Raw genomic sequence first — 21,657 nt, 5'->3', positions numbered from 1 at the left:
GAGCAGGGTGTGGGGTGACGCGGAAGGGGCAGAAGCCGTGTAAGCACTTCGATCAGGAAACTGGCCAGTGTCTACTGAGAAACAAGGAGCATTGGAGGTTGAGGGGGAAGCACGATCGTCGTTTTGATGCATGTGGGTTGTATCAACCAAATAAGGAGTGAGCAGCATGCGAGTGCTTGACCTCTTCTCAGGAATAGGCGGGTTTCGGTTAGGGATGGAGGCAGCAGGTCATAAGGCGGTCGGATGGGTCGAGATCGACAAACACGCCCGTAAATCTTACGAGGCGATTCATCAACCAGAGGGAGAGTGGACAGCTCATGACATCACCAGCGTATCAGATGACGATATTCGATTACTTGGAAGAGAACGAGGACCAATTGACATCATCTGTGGAGGATTTCCGTGTCAAGCTTTCTCAGTGGCGGGAAAGCGAGGAGGATTCAGCGATACACGAGGTACACTCTTTTTTGAAATTGCAAGGTTCGCATCTATTCTCAAACCTAAGTATCTATTCCTTGAAAACGTCAAAGGATTGCTCAACCACGACAAAGGGCGAACATTCGAAATCATCCTCCAAACGTTGGATGAGCTGGGGTATGATGCGGAATGGCAAGTGCTTAACAGCAAAGATTTCGGAGTCCCCCAAAACCGAGAGCGAGTGTTCATTGTCGGACATCTTAGAGGACGAGGTACACGAAAAGTATTTCCTATCGGACGAGAAAGCGCAGAAACTCATTGCAAGCTCGCTGGCAGGTTAGCTTTACCTGGTAAGGATCAATGGAATAGGGTCTATGATCCGTCAGGATTAGCTCCAACACTTACCACGATGCAAGGCGGGCGGCAAGAACCTAAAATCCTAGTAACAAAGCAAGGCCAACAGATTGTGAGACGAGATGCGGCAACTTGTATTGATGCGAATTATGCAAAAGGATTAGACAATCATGGACAACGGACAGGGGTTTTAGTTAGAGCGATTAATGATCCTGGCCGAATTAAAAAGACGCAGAATGGCCGGCGGATGAAAGAACCAGATGAACCAATGTTCACGCTGACAACTCAAGATATACACGGTATTTATGACGGTTATCGTATTCGTAAGCTCACCCCACGAGAGTGTTGGAGACTTCAAGGGTTTCCTGACTGGGCATTTGATCGTGCGAAGGAAGCGGGCGTATCGGATTCGCAACTTTACAAACAGGCCGGAAATTCGGTGAGTGTACCTGTCATTTTTGAAATAGCTAAAAGGATGGAGATTGTGAAATGAGTGCTCAATTTCCTGAAGAAATTCAAATCGAAATGGTTCAGCGTTATCAAAATGGAGAGTCAGCCAGAAAGATAGCAGAATCATTAGGGTTGCATGTCACTTCTGTCACTAGAGTTTTGAAACGAAGAGGGGTAAAAATACGAAGGTGCGCAGGCGAAAACCATCATCAATGGAAAGGTGGCCGAATTGATAAAGGTGATGGATATATAGGTATCTGGAAGCCTGAACACCCCAGAGCAGATAAACAAGGATATGTATTTGAACACACTTTAGTTATGGAACAGATGTTAGGACGGCTACCTAAAGAGGGAGAACAAATACACCATATAAATGGAGACAAGAAAGATAATCGACCGGAAAATCTCTATTTATGCAAGGGTTCAAAGGAACACAAGATTGCACACTGGAGTGTTGAATGGTTGCTAAAGGATTTGATAGATAGCGGCGTTATTGGGTTTAAAGACGGAAAATATTGTTTAACCGAAGAGTTCCAAAAGGTGAGAAAACATTTTCAGGCGGGGAATTCGGTCACGGTCAATGTGATTTATGAGATCGCTAAACAAATGGAGGTGGAGCAGCATGGCAATGTCAGCGAAGGTTAAGCGCGACCCAAGATTCAGGAGAGTTCAACTTCCAAAGAACGCTACTGCATCTGCTTGCAAGGTGGCGTTGAAGAACCTGATTGATCAATTGGATGTTGAGGACAATGAGAGGCCGGCGAGGATAGTCATTAAAAACGAATGGTTGGCGATTGTGTTCCAAGATAGGGAGGCGAAGAAGGGTGAAGGTTCTCTCCAAAAAGGCGAAACGGCGTAGGCGGTGGTGGTATCTCAGACGAAAAGAAAAAAGCCCCTTCGGTGATAACACACCGGGGGGCCTCAAGCAAAACCACAACGGTATTATTCTATCACATCCGAGAGGTGAGCGGGATGACAAGTCTTGAACGGCTACGGTTATGTGAGGAGGGTTTAGGTTTAGTTCGCTTCACTGTCAATCGGGATTTTAGAAACACCGGCGCCCGATGGGAACACGGGAGATCGCGGCGGAGGTAGGGGTGTCATATCAACGTGTAGGATTTGTAGTCCGCGGAGCACTTAAAAAAATGTGGGAGGTACTGGAGATGGAATATACCGAGATCACCAAAAGCGAGTTGGCATTTTACATCCGTTCAATCAAAAAGGCAATGGGTTGGCGTTGGGAAGATATGGGGGAAAAGACCGGTATTGCCGGCAGGATGTTGGCTGATTACGCAAGCCTGCGGCATTTTCCGCGAGATCCAGAAAAAGTAGTTATGTCTATTCGGCAGGCTGTTAGGGAAGAGATGAAGCAACGCAGAGCCAAACAAGCTATCTAAACGGAGGGATGCAGGATGGGAGCGGCTAAACAACCAACGACGAAGAGATGGACAAAACCTCAGTATAGAAAAGAAGTCGAGAAATGGTTACGCGATTATCCATATCTAAAGGAATCAATCGAGGATCGGGAGATGATTGACCTGTTCCCGTCCTGTGTCCCCGTGTACGGCGAGGAAAATTTCGGGGGTGGAGGTGGTTTCAGTTCTTCTACCTCTTCTACCGAGCGATACGGAATCAAACGGGCTGAACGATGGGAAAAGCAATTGTGGGTGCGGCGGATTGAGAAGGCGCTGGATGCGCTTGATCCAGATGAGCGGGGGGTGATTGAGAAAACATACTTCGATGGGTTACCTCAGGTGATCGTGTGTAGTCAACTGAAAATCAGTGAGGCGACATGCAGGCGTATTAAGGCAAGAGCGATCAACAAATTGGCACTTATCCTAAATCTGAAATGAGGAGGTGAAACACTGCTTTTTTTATTTGGGGTAATAGCTTCTACATAAAAAAATCTAATACTACTCCTGTTTGGAAGTGTGATCGGAATTTGATCGGTTCTTGATCGGATTCTTGTTAAGTTTGATCATAAAATGATAGTAAGTAACAAACCAAATGATCCCTTCATCGGTACAAGCTCTATCTATTTTCGTCGAGGTACACTATCCCTAAAAAAGCACCGGCCAGTCACCGGTGCTTTTTCTATGTAAAAAAACCGTCTCAGCGGGCTTTGTTTTCATAAACCTATTCTTTTGCTAATGATTTTACTTGCTTGTATTGGATCGCCGAACCATTTATCAATAACTTCAGGAGTCTTTTTGGTCAATATATCTTTGATAAAGTCCATGTTGACATCTTCTTCTGGGTTGTATTCGACATAGCCAACACTACCACGGAGGTTTTTGTGGCCTAATTGATTGCTGGCTAAAACCAAATTGATGAGAATAATTCCAATTGCTGTCGGGTTTAGTTGTTCATAAGGTAGTTGCTTCCCCTTTTGGTCTCTCATGAGATGCACCCTTTCTTAAAGTAATCATTCCATTCAAGTCACACAAGATAAATTCGCTATTACCCTTTGCAAAACCTGCTTATACGCGTATTTTTGTATAATATTATCCATAAGAATTTACAAATAAAATGCAATATTGTACAATAAATATAATGGATTAACATTATACAAAAACAAAGGGATGAACCAATAATGACAAGGGTTTTTGGTTATGTAAGGGTATCGACAGAGACGCAAGCCGATAAAGGGTATGGGTTGGAGACGCAGATCGAAGCGATTAAAAAATACTGTAAAGATAACAAATTGACCCTGTTGGAGATCTTCAAAGATGAGGGGATCAGCGGAGCCAAAGCCGATGAGCAATACATGGAAGTGGATCGAGAAGGGTTCCAAGATATGTTAGCGGCTATCGCTGAAACCAAGATTGACTATGTTGTTGTTTTGAATACCTCCCGTTTATGGCGGAGCGATATTGTAAAGGTTATCGTTCATAAGGAATTGAAGCGGTTTGGTGTGGATGTTAAATCGATTGAGCAACCCACGTACAGCATCCATAAGAAAGACCCAAATGATTTTTTGATCCACGGCATGATGGAGCTGTTGGATCAATATGAAAGATTGTCTATCAGCATGAAGTTGGCCAAAGGAAGACGGACAAAAGCCAAATCTGGTACGAAGGGTTGCGGCCTATGTCCTTTGGGTTATAAATGGGTGCATACGGCGGAAGGAAAGCCTTTTGTTGATATCGATCAGGAGAAAGCGCCATTGGTTGAGTTGATCTTCAAAAAGTATCTTGAATTGAAGTCGATCCACAAGGTCAAGGCTTTCTTGGATGAGGAGGGTTATAAGACCAATCGCGGCAAAGAGTTTGGCCCCATGTCGATCAGAAACATTCTCACAAATGAGTTTTACAAGGGTATCGTTAGGCATGGGGATGTTGAGCGGAAGGGGCTTCACGAGCCAATCATCAACCCTGTAACGTTTGGTAAGGTGCAGGCGCTGCTGGATAAGAATAAAAAGCGGGTCGCCCGATAAGGGGTAGAGGGAGCGAAGACCAATTTTGGTGCCATCTACCCAGCAAATGGAAAATGACTTGTAAAAACTCAAAATCGAAAAGCAAGGGGGCTATTAAGATACTCGGAACGATTTTTCGTCGCTCAGACGGCCTTCTAGCCCCCTCTATGAACGTGATAAAGCCGCCCGCACAGGACGGCTTTATTTAATGATGTCGGCCTTTTTTGGATATAACTCATCTAAGGTGCAATCCAGAAGATCAGCCAAGTGAAACATGTTAGTCGCTTTTGGGTGTTTCTCGCCTTTGATCCACATGTAAACGACTGATCTTGATACACCAAGTTCTGTCGCGAGCCAATCAACGCTGTGGGGTAGGCCTTTCTGCTTCCGTTTCAGCAATATCATTTCGATGTTTGGGATTCGGTCGTGTTGATATGACATATATTATCCCCTTTCAAGGTCATTATAGAACTAATAGTTGAATCATTCAACTATTTGTTGACATTAGGGTTTGTTCATAATATACTGAAAGTGTAGCCGATACCGATAACGAAAAAGCCGAAGGGGTCGCATCCCTCCGGCTTCACGCAAGCATATGTTCAAGATTTCGGCTACAGTATAGCACGATCCGTTGTTTGAGGCAAGATTTCATGAGGTTGAAGATGATATGTATCGCCTCGGTAGCTGATCTCGACCGGGGATGCCGGATAGTTGATATTGAGCCAGAGCCAAGAAGCGATCTTCATGTCATCTTCAACACTGCCGGCAAAAGACAGGCCGGCGTAATGAAAAAACGCACGTTTCTCATCAAGCGACTCGTTAAAAACCGCATCAGCGAAAAAACGAGCCGCTAGGGGCGGATAACCAAGTGTAACGCCTAAAATGAACACATCCTCCCAAGTACCTTCTGCGACGCCGCGCATATCGGCGAGGTATTTGGCTTTGAGTGACTCGTTTTGGAAAAATAAATGGTTGCCGCTACAGAGAACGTGCGGGTAGTTAGACTGTATGAGTGTATCAATGTCGTCAGGTTGGTATTGGCTGGACAGATAGGCTGGTTTGATTCCTTGCAGAAAGGAGTCAAGCGAATTCACACAAACACCCCTTAAGGAGATGATTGGTATGTTGAAAGAGTATAAATGCCCGAAATGTGGAGACGAGATGAAAACGAATCAGAGCAATCCAAAATGCTATGACTGCTCAAAGAAGTACGGGAAAGACATTTATTATGAAGAAAAATAAACCAAGTCGGGGTTCTCTCCCCGGCTTTTTCTTTTATCGTATCCACGTTGGCGGAGCAAATCAAGCTGTGGGGGTGTGGTACAATAGGATAAAAAATGGAGAGTTGCATTATGGCAGAAAACAGACATGGTGACTGGTATTGGGTAATCGAGACTAAACGGGAAACACTTTGGCTTCACGCTGAAAAGTATGAGATTAAAGATGGGGCTATCACTTTCCATAGCAAAAAAGGGTTCCCACTTCTTACTGTAGCAGCTGGCGAATGGATAAAGGTTCATGCGGCAAGTGTGATAGATGGCAGCCCGGTAGGGATTGAACATACTGAGAAGCAGGGGTAATGATACCCTGCTTTTTTCATTTGACGGAGGTGGGGTGGATGTAGTGGCAAAAGGCAAGTATCAGGAGTGGTTGACCGAGGAAGCGTTGTTGTTGTTGGAGGGGTGGGCACGGGACGGTCTGACCGATGAACAAATAGCACACAACATGGGAATCAGCGTGAGGGCACTATATCAGTGGAAAAAGAAGTATGTGCAGATTTTTCAGGCCCTAAAAAAGGGCAAAGAGGTGGTGGATCGACAAGTCGAAAACGCCCTTCTTAAGTCGGCGCTTGGCTATCACTATGAGGAAGAAGCGTTAACGAATAAAGGCGAAGTGGTAACGCTTCGCAAGTATCAACCGCCAAACACAACGGCGGCTATTTTTTGGCTAAAAAACCGGAAGCCTGTTGATTGGCGGGATAAAGTTATAACCGAGCATGAAGGCAAGATTGAACACGAGATCGTGGTTGAGTGGGGCGGCTCGTCAGGAGTGAGTGACAATGAAGATTAGGATTAAGTTGTACACACCGCATGAAGGACAAATCCCTCTGCATCAATCAGAAGCTCGATTTCGAGTCGCGACTTGCGGCCGCCGGTTTGGGAAGACATATGCAGCAGTCAATGAAATGGTTGAAGAAGCGTTGAAGGTTCCAGACCAAATGACTTGGTGGGTGGCTCCTACTCACCAACAGTGTCAGATTGCATACAGATTGATGAAACGCCATTTCGAGAAAGCAATCACTAGAAAAAAAGAAAGTCCCCCAATGGAGATACAATGGATCAACGGCACGATCACCCAATTTAAAGCGGCTAAGGCAGGCGATAACCTGCGTGGTGAGGGTGTCCATTTCATGGTCATTGACGAGGCGCAGGACATCAAGGACGAAGATTGGCAAGCATCAATCCGTCCTACCCTTTCTGACAAGCCAGGACGAGCTGTCATTATTGGCACGCCGAAACGGGTGGGGCACTGGTTTCATCAGATGTTCACCCGTGGCCGAGACCCAGAATGGCCAGACTATGAAAGTTTTCACTTCACCACAGAATCAAATCCCTATATCCCACGGTCAGAGATCGAAGAGGCCAGGCGCAGTTTGCCCGAGCGGATTTTTCGCCAGGAATACATGGCCGAGTTTGTCGAGGGCGAATCCGCTGTGTTCCGGGGCATTCAAAATTGTGTAAAGGGCGATTTCGAGGAGCCGATCCCAGGGAAAACCTACCGCATCGGTTGGGACGTGGCAAAACACCAGGACTATTCCGTGATGTTCGTCATGCGGGAAGATACACGTCATATTGTGGCGTGGGATCGGTTCAATCAAGTGGATTGGGAAATTCAGGTCAATCGGTTGGAGTCGCTATATCGAAAATACAATAGTGCACCTGTTCTGATTGATTCTACTGGAGTTGGCGATCCGATTTATGAAATGATTCGTCGACGAGGAATTAAGTCAGAAGGCTACAAATTCAACAACACCACTAAGGAACAACTCATTAACCGGTTGTCAGTGGCCATTGAACGCCAGGAGATCAGCTTTCCGGAAATCCCGGTGCTGTTCGATGAATTGGTCATGTTTGAATATGAGATCACCAAAGGCGGATCTGTCCGGTACGGAGCGCCAGAGGGGAAACATGACGATTGCGTGATTGCCTTGGCTCTGGCCGCTTGGAATACGTTGAATAAAACACCTGTTCAGATTTTCATTTGAAGGAGGTGAGTAGATGGACTGGAAAAAGTGGATTCAACGCAAGGGGTTGGGGACTCCGATTTGGACAGATATAAGCGGTGTCTCGGATACGGAAAACAAATATCATCTCACCGAGATCGGATATAGGGTAAACTCTCTTTCCTCCGCTTGTATCAATCTAATTGCAACATCGCTGTCGGAAGCACCTCTTAAAATATATCGCCGGCAACCAAACGGTGAAGATATCGAACTTGAAAGCCATTGGCTTAAAAAGTTGATCGATCATCCAAATGAACATATGTCTTCATTTGAAATGTGGGAGATGCTGGTGATCCACTTGTACACAGGTGGGGTAGCTTACATTTTGCTTGACCGTCAAAGTGAAAGAGGGCCAGTGGAAAGACTGCGGTTGTTGCGTCCTGATCTGATAGAACCGATACCGGACGAAAACTTGTTTATTTCAGGTTATCGTTATCGTCCAGTATTGCCTAACGGCCAAAGAGCTGAAATTACTTATCCAGCGTATCAAGTATTACGGTTGCCTTTGCCTGATCCGCTTAATGAGCATGATGGACTCTCTCCGCTAAAACGGATCTACAAGGAACTGGCGATTGATAATAATGCAACTGACTTTACCCGTCAGTTCTTCTCCAACAGCGCCGTCCCGTTTGGGATTTTAAGCACAGATCAGGAGCTGATGGAGGAAGAAGCGCAGGCTATCGAAGATCGGTGGCATAGGAAGTTTAGTGGCTATGTAAAAGGACTGTTTCGCACCGCTGTGTTGGGTAAGGGTGCCAAATATGAACAGCTTGGCATGAATTTTAAAGATATGGAATTTGAATCGCTTCGTGCACTTGTTGAAACGCGCATTTGTGCTGCATTCAAGGTACATCCGGTGATCGTTCATTCCTGGGTGGGCATCAAGTATAGTGAGCAACGCGCGACGTATAAAGAAGCAAGGAGGCAGTTTTGGGAAGATTCGTTGATTCCTATACTTCGTCGCATTGAAGCCAAGATAAACAGCCAATTGCTGATCTATGAAGAGGGTGTCTGTGCGCGCTTTGATTTGAGTGAAATTCAAGCACTTCAAGAAGATGAAAACGAAAAGAGTAAACGGGTAGTGGCTGAGTGGGAAAAGGGGATTATCAAGCTCGATGAAGCACGCGCTGAGCTTGGTTTTAGTCCGGTCGAGGGGGAATATGGTCAGAAGTTTATATTTGAGCTAAATGCACACGACCCACAAATACCAGAGGATATGAACAAAGAAGAACCGCCTGACAATCAACAGAAGGGTTCTTTTTTTTTAGCAGAAAACAAAGCAAATCTAAAGGACTTCATCCGTGTTTTGTTATCTCTTCAAGATGTCCTGATTGAGAAGATGAAAAACGCTCTTACGAAGATGTTCCAACGCTGGAAAAAAGGGTTGAACATGAGCGGGAACATCGATGATATTCGCAATCAAATTCAGGCCAAGAGGAGCGAGTGGGAAGATGAAGTGCGGGATGTAGTTGAAGATTTCATTAGCATTGCAGCTGAGCAATCCAGCCAGGAAGCGGCGGCGTATTTGGGAATATCATTAGATCAGTTGAACCCGGAGGTGCTCAGTTTCCTTGACCGTTACATCCCGAAATTCGCCCAATCAATGGTTGAAACGTCGATTACTGAACTAACTAGCCTAGTCGCCAAAGCCCAAGAAGAAGGTTGGGCGATTACAAAGCTACGCGATGAAATCCGGGCGAAGTTCAACCAATATAGCGAAGCCAAGGCGGAGATGATCGCACGATCCGAAATTATCCGCTCATCAAACGCCGGAGCCAAGGCTACTTATAAGTGGGCTGACATCCGGCAAATCCAATGGGTGGACACTGATGACAAGCGCACATGCCCATTTTGTAAAGCTCTGGATGGGAAGATCATTGGAATCGAAGAAAATTTCTTGGATTTGGATCAAGAATTTGAAGCCACTGACAACGATGGGAAACAAGTGAGGATGAAGGCGAGTTATGAACCGGTGGGGCATCCGCCGCTTCATCCGTCATGCCGGTGTACCATTGTGCCAGTGATTGATTAGGAGGGTTTGGATGGTGAGTAAGTTATATATCAAATCTGTTAACGGAAAATTGGCAGGCGCTCAAGTAATGCTAAACAACCAGCCGTTGGATCGATTGATAAATCTAGAGCTAAAAATGAGCAACGATGGGAAAACCGTTGCTGTTGTTGAATTTGAGCCAAAGGCTGTTGAAGTCAAGGCACTTGAGGTAGAAGTGGCAAAGACTCAACCAGTAGAGGAGAAGAAAGAGCGTAAAAGTGGCAAAAAGTAAGATGATATTGCGGTGGCTGCGGCCTTGAACATGCCGCAATGTGGAGGTGATTGAATGGAACAAAAATCATATATGTCCTTTGAAGTCAAGGCGGCCGAGGACGAGTTCGGGACGATCACCGGTTACGCTGGTGTCTTTGATGTTCTGGATCGCGGATATGACATTCTCAAAAAGGGAGCGCTTGGTAAAAAGAGCATCACCGTTCCTCTGATGGCAAATCATGATGAGGGGGTCATTGGGCATGCGACCGTCACGGAAGACGAGAAGGGGCTTTATTATGTTGGAAAGCTTGCCGTGAATAGCAAAAGCCAACGCCTCAGAGAGCGAGCTGAGGAATGGTACTACGCGGTCAAAGAAGGTCATATCTCCCGCAATTCTTTCGGCTACATTCCGCTTGAAACGGAGCTGGCGAGGAAAAAGGTTGGCGGTCGCGAGCTGGTTGTGCGTGAGTTGAAACGTATAGATTTGTTTGAAGTAAGCATTGTGCCAATTCCTATGAATCCAGCTGCGGGAGTGGCCAGCGTGAAATCATATACCGACGATTCAATCATTGAGACGCTATCCAGATTGGAAGAGCGTCTTTCTTTGTTGCAAAAAAAGCTGGAAAGCCAGTCAGTAAAACATGAACCAGCCCATAAGCCTGACTTTGAACCAAAACAGAAAGTAGATATATCTTTTGCTGTTTTGAAACACATGGGCTATCTATGAGGAGGATGAACAAATGAAAGTAGTTTGCAAATACCAGGACAAAACCCAAGAGGGTCTGATGGAGCTGAAAACAGCCGCATTATTCGATTGCGGCTGTGAACGTTGTTTGCCACTTGCAGAGCAAAAAGAGTACATGGACTTGAAGGCTGAAAAGCAGATCCAAGAGGCTATGAAGGCCGCCGAGTATGATGTGGAACAGAAAATGAGGACTTTGGAAGACGGCCTTAAACGCTTTGAGGAGTTGATCGAGAAAAAGGCCGAAGAGAAAATGCACGAGAAGATCAAAGAAAAGGGGTGGGATAAGAAAGGGCTGTTGGATAACCCATACTTCGTCGCCTATATGAATAACGAGTTTAAATACAGCTCCCGCCCGAAAAACGTTTATGCAAACACGCAATTTGGGCGTGATCAGCTCAGCCCAGAAATGAAAAACTTCCTTCATTACGCAAAAACTGGACAGTTTTTGTACAAGGATTTGAGCGAGGGAACCAACACCGCCGGCGGTTACTTAGTACCGGAAGAGTTTGAACGAGAAGTAATCCGCAAACTTGAGAATGACGTGGCAATTCGTCGGGCAGGTGCCCGCATATTCACGATGAACACCAATCGACTTGAGGTTCCGGTGGAATCTACTCGCGGGTCCGGCGGATGGGTGGGAGAAGGTACTGCGTACACGGAAACTGACCCCACTTTTGGCCAGATCGCTTTGACCCCGTTTAAATACACTCGCCTTATTCAATCAACAGAAGAGCTGCTTGAGGATAGCGGCATCAATGTCGTTGAATACCTCAGTGATGTGTTCGCTCGCGACTTTGCCGAGGCAGAGGACAAAGCCTTTTTGGAGGGGACAGGAACCAATCAACCAACCGGAATTCTAAACGATCCCAATATCGTTGAAAACGATGCTGATGATGTTGCATTTGGAGATAAAGCCGCCGGATTGGGGGCTGGGGACATTATCGCGCACTTTTTCAGCCTAAAAGCGCCTTACCGCCGGAATGCTGTTTGGGTCATGAACAGCACGTCTGCTCAAGCCATTCGCGAGCTGAAAGATGCAAATAACCGTTACTTGTGGGATATCAGCCGTGGCGGTTTGACGGAAGGTGTGGCCGGTGAACTGCTTGGCCGTCCAGTCATTATCACAGATAACATCAGCGATGACGCAACCGATGGAAACCAAATTCTTTTCGGTGACTTCCGCTTCTATCTGATTGGCCAACGTCGCGGGATCACCATCCAGCGTTCCGAGCATTATGCATTCAACACTGGGTTACTCACGTTCCGTGCTTCTATGCGTGTTGATGGGAAAGTAGCGCAACCCGAAGCATTTAAACAGCTGGTCAATGCACCGGCTTAATACTGAGGGGGCGTTATGCCTCCTCTCTTCCATAAAGGGAGGCGGGGTGATATAAATGGCTATCTCGCCGTATGCGTTGACCACGTTAGCCAATGCTAAAGAGTATTTGCAGATCACAGACACCTCACAGGATGCCCGCTTGGAAATCTTAATTAACGGGACTACGATTGCAATCGAAAACTATATTAAACGTAAGGTCAAGGAAAGGACCTTCACTGACGAAGCGTATGACGGCAATGGGACGGACTTGCTTTTTCTGAAAAATAAGCCGGTCAGTTCTATCGCATCCGTGAAGTATGTGGGCAACGGTATCACTGATATTTTGGAGATGGATAATTACCGTGTAGACGCTCATGGTCGCCTATACAACGCTAGCGGGTGGGTTCGTGGTTTTCAAAATTACTTAGTAACATATACCGCCGGATACAGCACAATTCCTGATGATATTCAACTGGCTTGCTTAAAGTGGGTGGAGTATTTATACAAAACCGACATCGCAAGCTATTCTTCCGCTTTTGACCAAGCAGGGAACTCTACACAATCACCACACTGGATTCCGACGGTCATTAAAGAGTTGCTCTCACCCTACAAACGGGTGGTGATTCTATGAAGATGCATGTCGAGATCGAACTAAGCCAGGATCTTAAAAGGCTGTTAAAAGATCATCGAAGCATAGCGGATAAGGCGATTAAACAGGGATTGAACCGTGTGGCGTTGGCTGGGGAAGCGGAAGCGAAAAAGTACATCACCCAAATCGGATTAGTGGACACGGGGCGTTTGCGCAGTTCTATTAATGGTCGGGTGCGTGGGAACTCTGCTCTTGTAGGGACAAACGTTAAGTATGCCCGGATTCATGAATTTGGTGGTAAAACTAAACCGCATATCATCCGAGCAAGACGTGCAAAGGCGCTCCGTTTTACGGTTAACGGGCAAGTGTTCATAAGAAAAAGCGTTAATCATCCAGGCTCACGAATCAAAGAAAAGGCGTTTTTGCGCACCCCGATTAATGAAATGGCTAGAGACGGACGGATAGAAAGCATCTTTGCTCGCACTGTACGCCAAGCGATTGAGGGGTGAAGGCATGGCTAATTTGGCAGAAATAAGGACACGGATTAAAACGATCCTCGAAGATACTGGCCACTTTCAAAAGGTGTTTGCGTATGAGCCTAACCGCTTTGCGCAGTTGCCGGCGGCCAGCATCTTTTTTGATGGATTTGAAAATAGCCCTAGGGTTTTTGGAACGGTAAAACCCTTTGAAATTGGTTGGCGTTTTATCATCCGTCTCTATGTATTGTTGCAAGATGCGGAGAAAGCGCAACAAGAAATAGACACTTATGTAAGCAGTGTAATCACACAGATGAACTCAAATACCGACTTGGGCGGGATGGCGTTTGATAACCGTGTACAAAGTGGAGATGTTTTTGTCTCGCTTGATAAAAACCAGCCACATCTTATGGCTGAAATCAATGTGATTGTTACTACTCATGAATAGGAGGGAGTACGAATGGCAACATCAGGCCGCAACACAGTTATTCAAGTGTCAACGAACGGCACGACGTTTAACAATGTCATGGAATTGAACGAGGGAACCGCAACGGTTGAGGGGGACAACCAAGATGTAACAAGGTTCGGAGACAGTTTTGTTCGCCGTATTCAAGGGCTGAAAGATGCTTCCTATGAGCTTTCTGGCTTCCGTTCTCCGGGCGACACCAACGGCCAAGAAGCTATCTTGGACGCGCTGTTGAACGATACCACTTTGCATGTGAAGTTCCTGGGCGACGGGACGAATGGTTTCCAGCAAGAGGTGAAGGTGGCCAGCTTCGAGGAATCCAGCTCAGTAGATGGCGTAGTTGAGGTATCCATTGAACTTGAAGGAACTGGGCCGGTTACAAGGGTCACGGGGTGATGATTAATGGCAATCGCAGGTAGGAAATCACTTGTGAAAATCGCGAGCTTGCCGATCAGCATGGCAAGCCCTGAGCCTACCACGGAACTGCAAGAGGGTATCAAATATCAAATCACAGACCCAGCCAAACGCATTTTGGCTCCATTCGGGGCGGTGACGGTGTATGTGGATGCAGACGGGGGCGGGGCTGGAACTCCGAGCGCGGCCGATCCGGCAACCTACACGTTGAACCGACTGACGGGGGCGGTAACGTTTAATCCCGCGTTGCCAGCGGATGCAACCGTGACGATTCAGGGCGATTATTTGAGTCCGACGACGGTCGCAGAATCATATGAGTATTCCTGGACAATTGAAGCGGATAACCAGGACGCCTCAGCGTTCCAAGATTCATTTGTTAAGCGAAAACAGGGGCTGCTGGACGTATCCGCCGAGCTTTCCCGCTGGTATGTTGACGCGTCGCTATTTGATTTACTCGATACTGATAAAACCTTTGTTGTGGAATTTTATTCAGACAGTAACACCGCGCCGTTGAGGGCATGGATGAAAATAGCCAGTAATGAAATATCCAGTGCGATTGATTCGTTAGTAGAAGAAGCGCTTGAGTTGGAAGGAACACCAGATTCGGATAGGAGAGTGGTTTCACGTGTCTAAACTACGTGACAAAGTAGCAGGTATCAAGGATATCAAAGAAGAGAACCTATACGTCCCAGAATGGGACGTAACTTTTTTGGTTCGAGCGCTAACCGGCGCAGCACGAAACAAGATCCTCAACGCCGCGATGGACAAGAACGGCAAATTGGATCTGGACCGATTTTATCCAGATTTGATCATTGCCGCTTGCTTCGACCCAGAGAGCGGCGAGCAAGTATTTGAACCAACCGACAGGGATATGTTGTTGTCTAAAAGTGGCTCCGCATTGGAACGGATCGCCCAAAAGGCCATCAAAATGTCCGGCCTGGATGACATCGAGGCGAAAGAAAAAAACTCCTAGAACACCCAGAGCTTCGCTTTTATTTTTTCTTGGCAGAGACTCTGGGCATGACCGTTTCCGAGCTTCTTCACAGCATCTCATCAGAAGAATTGGCCTATTGGATGGCTTATTACAAACTCAAGCGCAAAGAGGAAGAAGCAGAGATGAAGAAAGCCCAAAAGAGAAGGGGGTGAGCGGATGGCAGTTGCGGCTCAAGTGTTGGTGAGGATCGCGGCTCAAGCTGAAGACTTCAACCGGACGATCAAACGGATGGAAAAACAGATGGAGCGGATGGAAAAGAGGGTTGAAAGCCTGCAAACCACCTCCCAACGGACGGGTAGGCGGATGGTCGCGGCATTCGCAGCGGTGACGCCTGCTTTGTTGCCAATCGGCGCGGCAACGGTTGCGGTTGGGGGTGCGCTGGTCGCATCGTTTGGGGCAGCCGGTGCGGCTGTGGCTGGTGCTGGCGCGGTAGCCGTTGGTGTTCTAAAGGACGTTTTCGAGGTGAGCGAAGATGTTCAGAAGATCAACGAAAAGATTGCAAAAGCTCAAGCATTGGGCGAACAGAAAAAAATCAACAAACTCCTGAAAGAACGCGCACATATCATGAGCGAGCTAGGCAAAGAACAGCAACGGGCGGCCACGGCCTTGGCTGACTTCAAGAGCTTCTGGGAAGACTTCACCAAGAGTTTTGAAAAACCGGTTATTGACATGTTCGTGGTATCGCTCGATGTGCTTAGAAAAACGCTGGAGGGAATGAGACCCGCGATCAATGCCGCAATGGGCGCAATCGCCCAACTCATGAATGGCCTTTCTCGTGCTCTGGACACGGCGGAATTCCAAGCCTTCTTTCAATGGCTTGCCCGAGAAGCGGGGCCATCCGTCATGGCGTTTGGTCAAACCACCGGAAACATCTTCCGCGGCATCATGCACTTGTTCATGGCCTTCGAGCCATTGACGCGAAGCGTGCGCGCCGGAATGGTTGGTATGTCCCAGTCATTCGCCGATTGGGCGCGGAGCCTTAAACAATCCGAGGGTTTCCGGGCGTTCCTCGATTACGTCCGCGAAAACGGACCTAGGGTACTCAATATCCTGAAAAACATCGCTATTGTTGGCGGGGATCTCATCAAAGCCTTGGCGCCGCTTGGCTCAGTGATATTGAAGACGCTGGATCAAGTTTTTGAGGGGTTGGCCAACAACTTCGGCTCGCTGGTGTCCAAGATCGCCGAAGGGTTCAAGAAAAGCGACCCCAACATCATCGGAACCGCTTTTGTTGACATCATCAATAAGGGAGTAGTGGCGTTACAGGGGAAGATGGCACAAATTGACTGGGGGAGGGTAGCACAAGCAATCGGAACAGGCATCGGCATGATTGGGCAGTTCGCTGGCGTGATCGTTCCGCGATTAGTCCAAGCGTTCACCACCATCTTCAACCAAATCCCTTGGTCACAAATCGCCACAGCCATCGCCGCCCAAGCCGGAAAGATTGCACCGCAAATGGCCGCCGCCTTAGTCGCTATCATTAATGCGATGATATCGATTTTGCCAGCCATTATGCCTGCTATTATCCGGTTTGCTTATGAATTTGCTATAGCATTTACCAAAGCGCTTTTTAACCCCTCTACATGGAAACCGCTTTGGGAACAATACGGCTGGGGATTAATCGTCCAATTGATCATGTTGATTTTCGCTCCAGCAAAGGTGGTTGGACTGTTGGGGCAGGTTCTTTCAAGGATTCCGATTGTGGGGAAGCTTTTGTCATGGCTTGTGACCAGTTTGAATTCCCTAGGCGGTCCAGCGCGTGGGAAGTTCAAGGAGAAGTTCAATGAAATTCTCCAGGGCGTACTTGATGGGGCCAAACAAAAGTGGCCACAGATTAAAACGTGGCTTCAAACACAAGCGACTAATTTGGCCAATTGGTTGAAAGATAAGGCGTCAGAGAAGTTCAAGAACGCCTCTAAGAAGTGGATGGATAAGGTGATTGAGGGTTTGAAAAACCTGCCGTCCCGCCTGTATCAATCCGGGCGAAACGCGGTTTCAGAGTTTGTTTCTGGGCTTCTCAGTAAGGTTAAAGCAGTCGAAAGCGCAGCCCGGAAGCTCGCGAATAAAGTAAAAAACTTCATTGGTTTCTCCTCGCCGACCAAAGAAGGTCCTGGGCGCTTGGCTGACCGATGGGCACCGAACTTCGTCAACATGTTTGCGAAAGGGCTAGAAAAAGGTGTTCCTAAGATTGAACGGGCGATGAATTCAATGGCTCTCACGGGCGAATCAGCCTTTTCAAAGCCAGTCAATAACGCACCATCAACAAACAAAACTTATAACATCACGATCAACAACCACGGCAGCGGCGACACAACCGGACAGTCAACCATTGCGGCGCTGAGAAGATGGGAGTGGTTGGATGCCTGAGCTTGATTATATGTGGTATGGGACAAAACCGGAAATTGCTTTTACCGCAGCAACAACCACACAAACAGAAGATTTCGAGACATTCCCCGCGACCGAACTTTTTTTAACAGTAACTAACCCTAGCACAATGGCCGGGACAAACGCGGGGTGGATGGGTGCTGGTAATCTCGCTTTCTCTGGGACAAAGTCGATCCGGAGTCAACCGATGGTGAGTGTTGCCGGCACTCACCAATACGCACGGATTGATTTAGTCTTTACAATCCCTTCATTTGCTAGGAATGTAAAGATCCAATATTGGTATTACCAGGATAGCGAAGTGGGTTTCGATGGATTAAAAGTGTACTTCAATGGCTCGCTGGTTCATAACTACATCACAAGCGGAACATATGGCCAATGGACTTTGGGAGAGATCACGACGAGCCAACGCGGCCAATGTACCTTAACTTTCGAGTACGACAAGGATGGGCAAACAGACGGTGGGGGAACCGACGCCGTATATATCGACGATCTGACTGTTTCTTGGGATGTGGACACGATCGGAGAAACGCCAGGGCAAGAGCTGGTAAGGTTTGATGGAACCACTGGCTATAGCCTTCTGTATCATCGGGTTGGCGCTTGTGCCCCATCCATTTCTTTTTCTGAACAGCGAATTCCCTTTCAGCCAGGATCAATCTATATGAACACGGATATACAACCGCGTGACGTGGAATTGGGGGTGCTAATCGAGGGGGCGTCAAAATCCGATTTGCGGGATAAAGTGCGCAATCTCACCAACAAGCTCATCAACGTGGACGGCTGCCTATTCGCCAAATATGCCGACGGATCAGAGCACCGCCTATATTGCCGCTATTCGGGTGGGCTTGAGGGGGATGAGACGCCAGCGAATATGGGCGCTGGATACTTCCAGAAAGTCATTCTTACTTTTCGCGCTTTCGATCCGTTCTGGTACGAGCCTTTACGAATCACTTCTTCATCCACACAAAATTTTGTCAGCAACCTCATCAACAACGGTGCATGGTCCGCGTATCCGATGATCTACGTGGATGGTTCATCATCTATCATCGACGTAGCTATATGGGTGACAGGCGGTTCGGAACCTGGTGAGGGAACAGCTCCCCGGCTCAAGATCAACACGTCAATTCCCACGGGGCGGAAGTTGGTGATAGACACGCGGAAGCGAACCGTTAAGCTAGACGACGGAACGAATCTATACAGTTTCATTGATTCCGTGGCCAACAGCTTTCCCTCCATCCCCAACACCGGAACGGCTTATACAATTGATGTTGACATTGATGGGACGGAGGCCAACGGCCGCTATCATGTATATATTCTGAAACCTCACTGGGGGGTGTGATATGTACCGGATCCGAATTCGAGACGTCAATTTAAAATTCATTGGCGAGATCACGGACTATATCTCGCTCCAGTACACTTTGAGGATGAATGCCCTGGGAAAGTGGGTGTTGACGCTCCCGTATTCGTCGGAGTCAACTGCCCAGTTCCTGGGGCTTCTTGTTAATGGGAACAAAGGCGTAGGTGGCATCTATGTCGAGCGGAACGGCCAATATCTTTTCAGCGGCCCGCTTCTAGATCACGAATACAATCTTGATCAAAACGGCGAAACCATGACCTTCATCGGCGGGGATGAGATGGATTTTGTCGAGCGCTCATTAGCGTTGGCCCATCCGCGAGTGTTCCAGTCACCATTCATGAAGGATGCCGCTGGCAACCATACAGACTACACCCCCAACGACCGGGGACAACAGCCGGGGGAACCATCGCGATCAAGCAGCGAAGTCTTTTGGGATATATTTGAAAAGAACAAGGCCCAGAGCGCTCATCCAACAAGAAAAATTCCTCAATTGTATGTGAGATTTACGACCGGTTCCGCCAATGATGTCGGTTCTGAGCGCTACCCATCGGGCGACTTGACCACTTTCCCGAATCCCAATCCGATCGTGACCAGGGGCGATCCTATGATGGATATCCTGCAGCAAATCGTAAACTATAGCGAGTCCACAGTGTACAACCCGGATGGGACAGTGTGGAAACCACCGCATCCAATCATCTTGGACGCCAAAATGGTTTATGAACCGGCAATCGGTACCTCCTATGGCGGCTGGTGGATCACATATGAATTCCGGGTATGCCCGAACAAAACGGCATCTATTGTTTTCTCGCGAGATCAAGGAAACATTCTCCGAATCAGGCGAACTCGAACCGCGCCAACGGCAAATATGATCCAGATTGCCGGGAGCGGCGAAGGCCCCAACCGTGTTTTTATCCATAGCGGAGACGAACCCAGCCGCCAGATCTACGGTGATCGCGAAGCATTCCGGGAGTTCAGTGGATATAAACGCTCATCAACCAGTGATCACACGCAAGAGATCGAGGAGTTGAAACCGCATCTGTATGATGAGCTAAGAAGATCGACTTCCCAGACAATCATTGAAGCTGATGTCATCTCTGTTGACGGTATGGAATACCACAAGGACTGGTTTCTGGGGGATCGCGTGAGAGTGAAAACGCCACTAGGAAATGATGATGTTCTCATCCGTGAAGTGACAGGAACCGTTGATGCCAACGGGGAGAGTATCCAGATTAGGTTAGGAACCGCTCCGGCTCCCTTATACGGACTCAATGACAAAAAGAAAGTCGCCGATCATAGGGGCTGGATTCAAAACATGACGAAGAAAACGGGGGGGTTGTGATGCGCTTCGAGCCGATTTTCAAATATTACGCTTTCCCAACTAACGCCAATATGCTCATTGTCGAGATCGATCCACAGGACGGAAGCGACTGGCCATATCATTTTCTTGTCCGTTGTGAGTTGAACCCTACCACGGGACAGTGGGAATTGTATAAAAACGAATGGGTGCCGTTGGGCGTTTCCGCACCCGATAAAACAGCCGCTATTAAAGAGGCATGTTGTCAGCTTGTAACGCGGCTGAATGAGTCGAGCACATAAACGCTTTTTCAAGAGAGAAGAAAGGGGTGAAGAAGGGGGTGGGTGCAAACCGCAAAGAAAAGGCCATTGGCATCGTCATCACGCCGCGTGAATTATATGACTTAGTTCAACAAGCCACTCTCATGCTTCAGCGAATTGAATCGCGTTTGGATGTGTTGGAGGAGAAGCTTGAGGATACGCACGCCACCGATGAGCGTAGCCGCCAAGCTCTTATTATTGCAACAGAGGCAAGAGATACCGCGCAGGAGGTGAAACAACAAATCGACTGGCTCTGGAAAACGATAATTGGAACTATGATTATAAGCGCCATTGGAGCGCTTTTTTATTTTATTCAGCAGGGAGGTTGATCACATGCGAAGTATCGCACAAAACCTGAGAAACCCTTTAACGTGGGTGTATTTGGTGTCGTTTATAAAAGTAACACTGGGAGCTGTCGGTGTTGATATTGCCCCGGAGCAATGGGCGCAATATGAAGATGTACTAAATGCGCTGTGTGGGCTGTTGGTTGCCCTGGGCATCTTTGCGTTCAACCCATACCAAAGACAAAGAGGTGAAAAGAAAGAATGAGATATATCATCATCGACCCGGGCCACGGAGGAAAAGATAGCGGTGCGGTGGGATTCGGGCTGAAAGAAAAAGATGTGGTGCTGGACATTGCCAAGCGAATGAATGACCACTTTGGCCAATATGATGTAACCGTGTCGCTGACAAGATGGGACGACCGCTTTCTTGAGCTGAATGAGCGGGCCGCCTTCGCAAATAAACGGAATTGTGACCTGTTCATATCCATCCATAACAACTCCGCCAGTGGTTCAGCAAACGGATTTGAATCATTTATTCACCCAAATGCGGCTTCTGTGACGGCGCGTTATCAAGGAATTGTGCATGATCGCGTGATGGAGTATTTGAAGCAGCACAATATTAATGATCGGGGCAAAAAACGCGCCAACTTTGCAGTGCTGCGTGAAACATCGATGTCGGCGATCTTGCTTGAAAATTTGTTTATCTCCAACGAAAAAGAAAACCGGTTGTTACGTGACGCGCAATTTTTGGATGGGTTGGCTCAATCCATTGTCGAAGGAATCGCAAAAGCGCTGGGATTGAGCAAAAAAGATACAACCCCGAAGCCGATGTATCG

General features: G+C 47.5%; 29 protein-coding genes. 26 read left to right on the top strand and 3 right to left on the bottom strand.

The genetic code is table 11. The features are described 5' to 3' along the window. Positions 1–166 precede the first annotated feature (166 nt). From EDC32_RS15595 to EDC32_RS15575, 5 genes are all read left to right on the top strand, one after another. The gene (locus EDC32_RS15595) at positions 167–1,264 is read left to right on the top strand and encodes a DNA cytosine methyltransferase (protein ID WP_132223767.1); all 1,098 of its coding nucleotides are present in this window, start codon (positions 167–169) and stop codon (positions 1,262–1,264) included. Next, positions 1,261–1,866, top strand: coding sequence for an HNH endonuclease (locus EDC32_RS15590; protein ID WP_132223765.1), 606 nt, complete (start codon positions 1,261–1,263; stop codon positions 1,864–1,866). The genes EDC32_RS15595 and EDC32_RS15590 overlap by 4 nt, the downstream gene beginning before the upstream one ends. Next, positions 1,844–2,080, top strand: a complete 237-nt coding sequence (locus EDC32_RS15585) for a hypothetical protein (RefSeq protein ID WP_132223762.1) — start codon at positions 1,844–1,846, stop codon at positions 2,078–2,080. Before EDC32_RS15590 ends, EDC32_RS15585 begins: the two co-directional genes overlap by 23 nt. 304 nt (positions 2,081–2,384) lie before the next feature. Beyond that, complete coding sequence (locus tag EDC32_RS15580; RefSeq protein ID WP_132223759.1) at positions 2,385–2,618, top strand: hypothetical protein; 234 nt, start codon at positions 2,385–2,387, stop codon at positions 2,616–2,618. Positions 2,619–2,633: 15 nt separating this feature from the next. Then, on the top strand, positions 2,634–3,074 hold the full coding sequence (locus EDC32_RS15575) for a sigma-70 family RNA polymerase sigma factor (RefSeq protein ID WP_132223756.1): 441 nt from the start codon (positions 2,634–2,636) through the stop codon (positions 3,072–3,074). A 275-nt stretch (positions 3,075–3,349) separates the two neighbouring features. On the opposite strand, the gene EDC32_RS15570 is transcribed toward EDC32_RS15575, so the two are convergent. After that, a complete protein-coding gene (locus tag EDC32_RS15570; RefSeq protein ID WP_132223753.1) occupies positions 3,350–3,622 on the bottom strand; it encodes a hypothetical protein in 273 nt (90 codons plus the stop codon). 192 nt (positions 3,623–3,814) lie between these two features. Here EDC32_RS15570 and EDC32_RS15565 point away from each other — a divergent pair, with 192 nt between their 5' ends. After that, complete coding sequence (locus EDC32_RS15565; protein ID WP_132223750.1) at positions 3,815–4,657, top strand: recombinase family protein; 843 nt, start codon at positions 3,815–3,817, stop codon at positions 4,655–4,657. Positions 4,658–4,837: 180 nt separating this feature from the next. Here the strand turns inward: EDC32_RS15565 and EDC32_RS15560 are convergent, their stop codons facing one another. Both EDC32_RS15560 and EDC32_RS15555 read right to left on the bottom strand, forming a co-directional pair. Then, positions 4,838–5,077: a helix-turn-helix domain-containing protein gene (locus EDC32_RS15560; protein WP_132223747.1), complete on the bottom strand. Its 240-nt coding sequence runs from the start codon at positions 5,075–5,077 to the stop codon at positions 4,838–4,840. 170 nt (positions 5,078–5,247) lie between these two features. After that, positions 5,248–5,730, bottom strand: a complete 483-nt coding sequence (locus tag EDC32_RS15555; RefSeq protein ID WP_132223744.1) for a hypothetical protein — start codon at positions 5,728–5,730, stop codon at positions 5,248–5,250. A gap of 258 nt (positions 5,731–5,988) precedes the next feature. Between EDC32_RS15555 and EDC32_RS15550 the strand changes: the two genes are divergently transcribed. From EDC32_RS15550 to EDC32_RS15455, 20 genes are all read left to right on the top strand, one after another. Next, complete coding sequence (locus tag EDC32_RS15550; protein ID WP_132223741.1) at positions 5,989–6,216, top strand: hypothetical protein; 228 nt, start codon at positions 5,989–5,991, stop codon at positions 6,214–6,216. Positions 6,217–6,250: 34 nt separating this feature from the next. Further along, a complete protein-coding gene (locus tag EDC32_RS15545) occupies positions 6,251–6,706 on the top strand; it encodes a helix-turn-helix domain-containing protein (protein ID WP_246026975.1) in 456 nt (151 codons plus the stop codon). Further along, positions 6,696–7,901 carry a phage terminase large subunit gene (locus tag EDC32_RS15540; protein WP_132223735.1) on the top strand — a complete coding sequence of 402 codons (1,206 nt, stop codon included), beginning with the start codon at positions 6,696–6,698 and terminating at the stop codon, positions 7,899–7,901. Before EDC32_RS15545 ends, EDC32_RS15540 begins: the two co-directional genes overlap by 11 nt. A gap of 13 nt (positions 7,902–7,914) precedes the next feature. After that, complete coding sequence (locus tag EDC32_RS15535; RefSeq protein ID WP_132223733.1) at positions 7,915–9,951, top strand: phage portal protein; 2,037 nt, start codon at positions 7,915–7,917, stop codon at positions 9,949–9,951. 10 nt (positions 9,952–9,961) lie between these two features. Continuing rightward, the gene (locus EDC32_RS15530) at positions 9,962–10,201 is read left to right on the top strand and encodes a hypothetical protein (protein ID WP_132223730.1); all 240 of its coding nucleotides are present in this window, start codon (positions 9,962–9,964) and stop codon (positions 10,199–10,201) included. Between the two features lie 54 nt (positions 10,202–10,255). Next, positions 10,256–10,909, top strand: coding sequence for an HK97 family phage prohead protease (locus tag EDC32_RS15525; protein ID WP_132223727.1), 654 nt, complete (start codon positions 10,256–10,258; stop codon positions 10,907–10,909). 13 nt (positions 10,910–10,922) lie between these two features. After that, positions 10,923–12,266 carry a phage major capsid protein gene (locus EDC32_RS15520; RefSeq protein ID WP_132223724.1) on the top strand — a complete coding sequence of 448 codons (1,344 nt, stop codon included), beginning with the start codon at positions 10,923–10,925 and terminating at the stop codon, positions 12,264–12,266. Between the two features lie 55 nt (positions 12,267–12,321). After that, a complete protein-coding gene (locus tag EDC32_RS15515; protein WP_132223721.1) occupies positions 12,322–12,876 on the top strand; it encodes a head-tail connector protein in 555 nt (184 codons plus the stop codon). Continuing rightward, positions 12,873–13,343, top strand: a complete 471-nt coding sequence (locus EDC32_RS15510; RefSeq protein ID WP_132223718.1) for an HK97 gp10 family phage protein — start codon at positions 12,873–12,875, stop codon at positions 13,341–13,343. The genes EDC32_RS15515 and EDC32_RS15510 overlap by 4 nt, the downstream gene beginning before the upstream one ends. A gap of 4 nt (positions 13,344–13,347) precedes the next feature. Further along, complete coding sequence (locus tag EDC32_RS15505; RefSeq protein ID WP_132223715.1) at positions 13,348–13,758, top strand: hypothetical protein; 411 nt, start codon at positions 13,348–13,350, stop codon at positions 13,756–13,758. Between the two features lie 12 nt (positions 13,759–13,770). Then, entirely contained in the window at positions 13,771–14,172 is a 402-nt protein-coding gene (locus EDC32_RS15500) for a phage tail tube protein (protein WP_132223712.1), read from the top strand. A 33-nt stretch (positions 14,173–14,205) separates the two neighbouring features. Continuing rightward, positions 14,206–14,823: a hypothetical protein gene (locus EDC32_RS15495; RefSeq protein ID WP_132223709.1), complete on the top strand. Its 618-nt coding sequence runs from the start codon at positions 14,206–14,208 to the stop codon at positions 14,821–14,823. Beyond that, positions 14,816–15,163, top strand: a complete 348-nt coding sequence (locus EDC32_RS15490) for a hypothetical protein (protein WP_132223706.1) — start codon at positions 14,816–14,818, stop codon at positions 15,161–15,163. Before EDC32_RS15495 ends, EDC32_RS15490 begins: the two co-directional genes overlap by 8 nt. A 177-nt stretch (positions 15,164–15,340) precedes the next feature. Continuing rightward, positions 15,341–17,551 carry a phage tail protein gene (locus tag EDC32_RS15485; protein ID WP_132223704.1) on the top strand — a complete coding sequence of 737 codons (2,211 nt, stop codon included), beginning with the start codon at positions 15,341–15,343 and terminating at the stop codon, positions 17,549–17,551. Positions 17,552–17,702: 151 nt separating this feature from the next. Beyond that, positions 17,703–18,905: a phage tail domain-containing protein gene (locus EDC32_RS15480; protein WP_158283413.1), complete on the top strand. Its 1,203-nt coding sequence runs from the start codon at positions 17,703–17,705 to the stop codon at positions 18,903–18,905. Between the two features lies 1 nt (position 18,906). Next, complete coding sequence (locus EDC32_RS15475; RefSeq protein ID WP_132223698.1) at positions 18,907–20,262, top strand: Gp37-like protein; 1,356 nt, start codon at positions 18,907–18,909, stop codon at positions 20,260–20,262. Then, entirely contained in the window at positions 20,262–20,519 is a 258-nt protein-coding gene (locus EDC32_RS15470; RefSeq protein WP_132223695.1) for a hypothetical protein, read from the top strand. Before EDC32_RS15475 ends, EDC32_RS15470 begins: the two co-directional genes overlap by 1 nt. A gap of 38 nt (positions 20,520–20,557) precedes the next feature. Next, the gene (locus EDC32_RS15465; protein ID WP_132223692.1) at positions 20,558–20,866 is read left to right on the top strand and encodes a hypothetical protein; all 309 of its coding nucleotides are present in this window, start codon (positions 20,558–20,560) and stop codon (positions 20,864–20,866) included. Between the two features lie 4 nt (positions 20,867–20,870). Next, positions 20,871–21,086, top strand: coding sequence for a hypothetical protein (locus EDC32_RS15460; protein ID WP_132223689.1), 216 nt, complete (start codon positions 20,871–20,873; stop codon positions 21,084–21,086). Further along, the coding region (locus tag EDC32_RS15455) for an N-acetylmuramoyl-L-alanine amidase family protein (RefSeq protein ID WP_132223686.1) at positions 21,083–21,657 on the top strand (575 nt) is incomplete at its 3' end. The genes EDC32_RS15460 and EDC32_RS15455, both read left to right, overlap by 4 nt.

Origin of the sequence: Laceyella sacchari (genome assembly GCF_004343255.1) — a bacterium.
In the GTDB taxonomy this organism is placed as follows: Bacteria; Bacillota; Bacilli; order Thermoactinomycetales; family Thermoactinomycetaceae; genus Laceyella; species Laceyella sacchari.
This window is presented reverse-complemented; position numbering and strand designations above follow the sequence as displayed.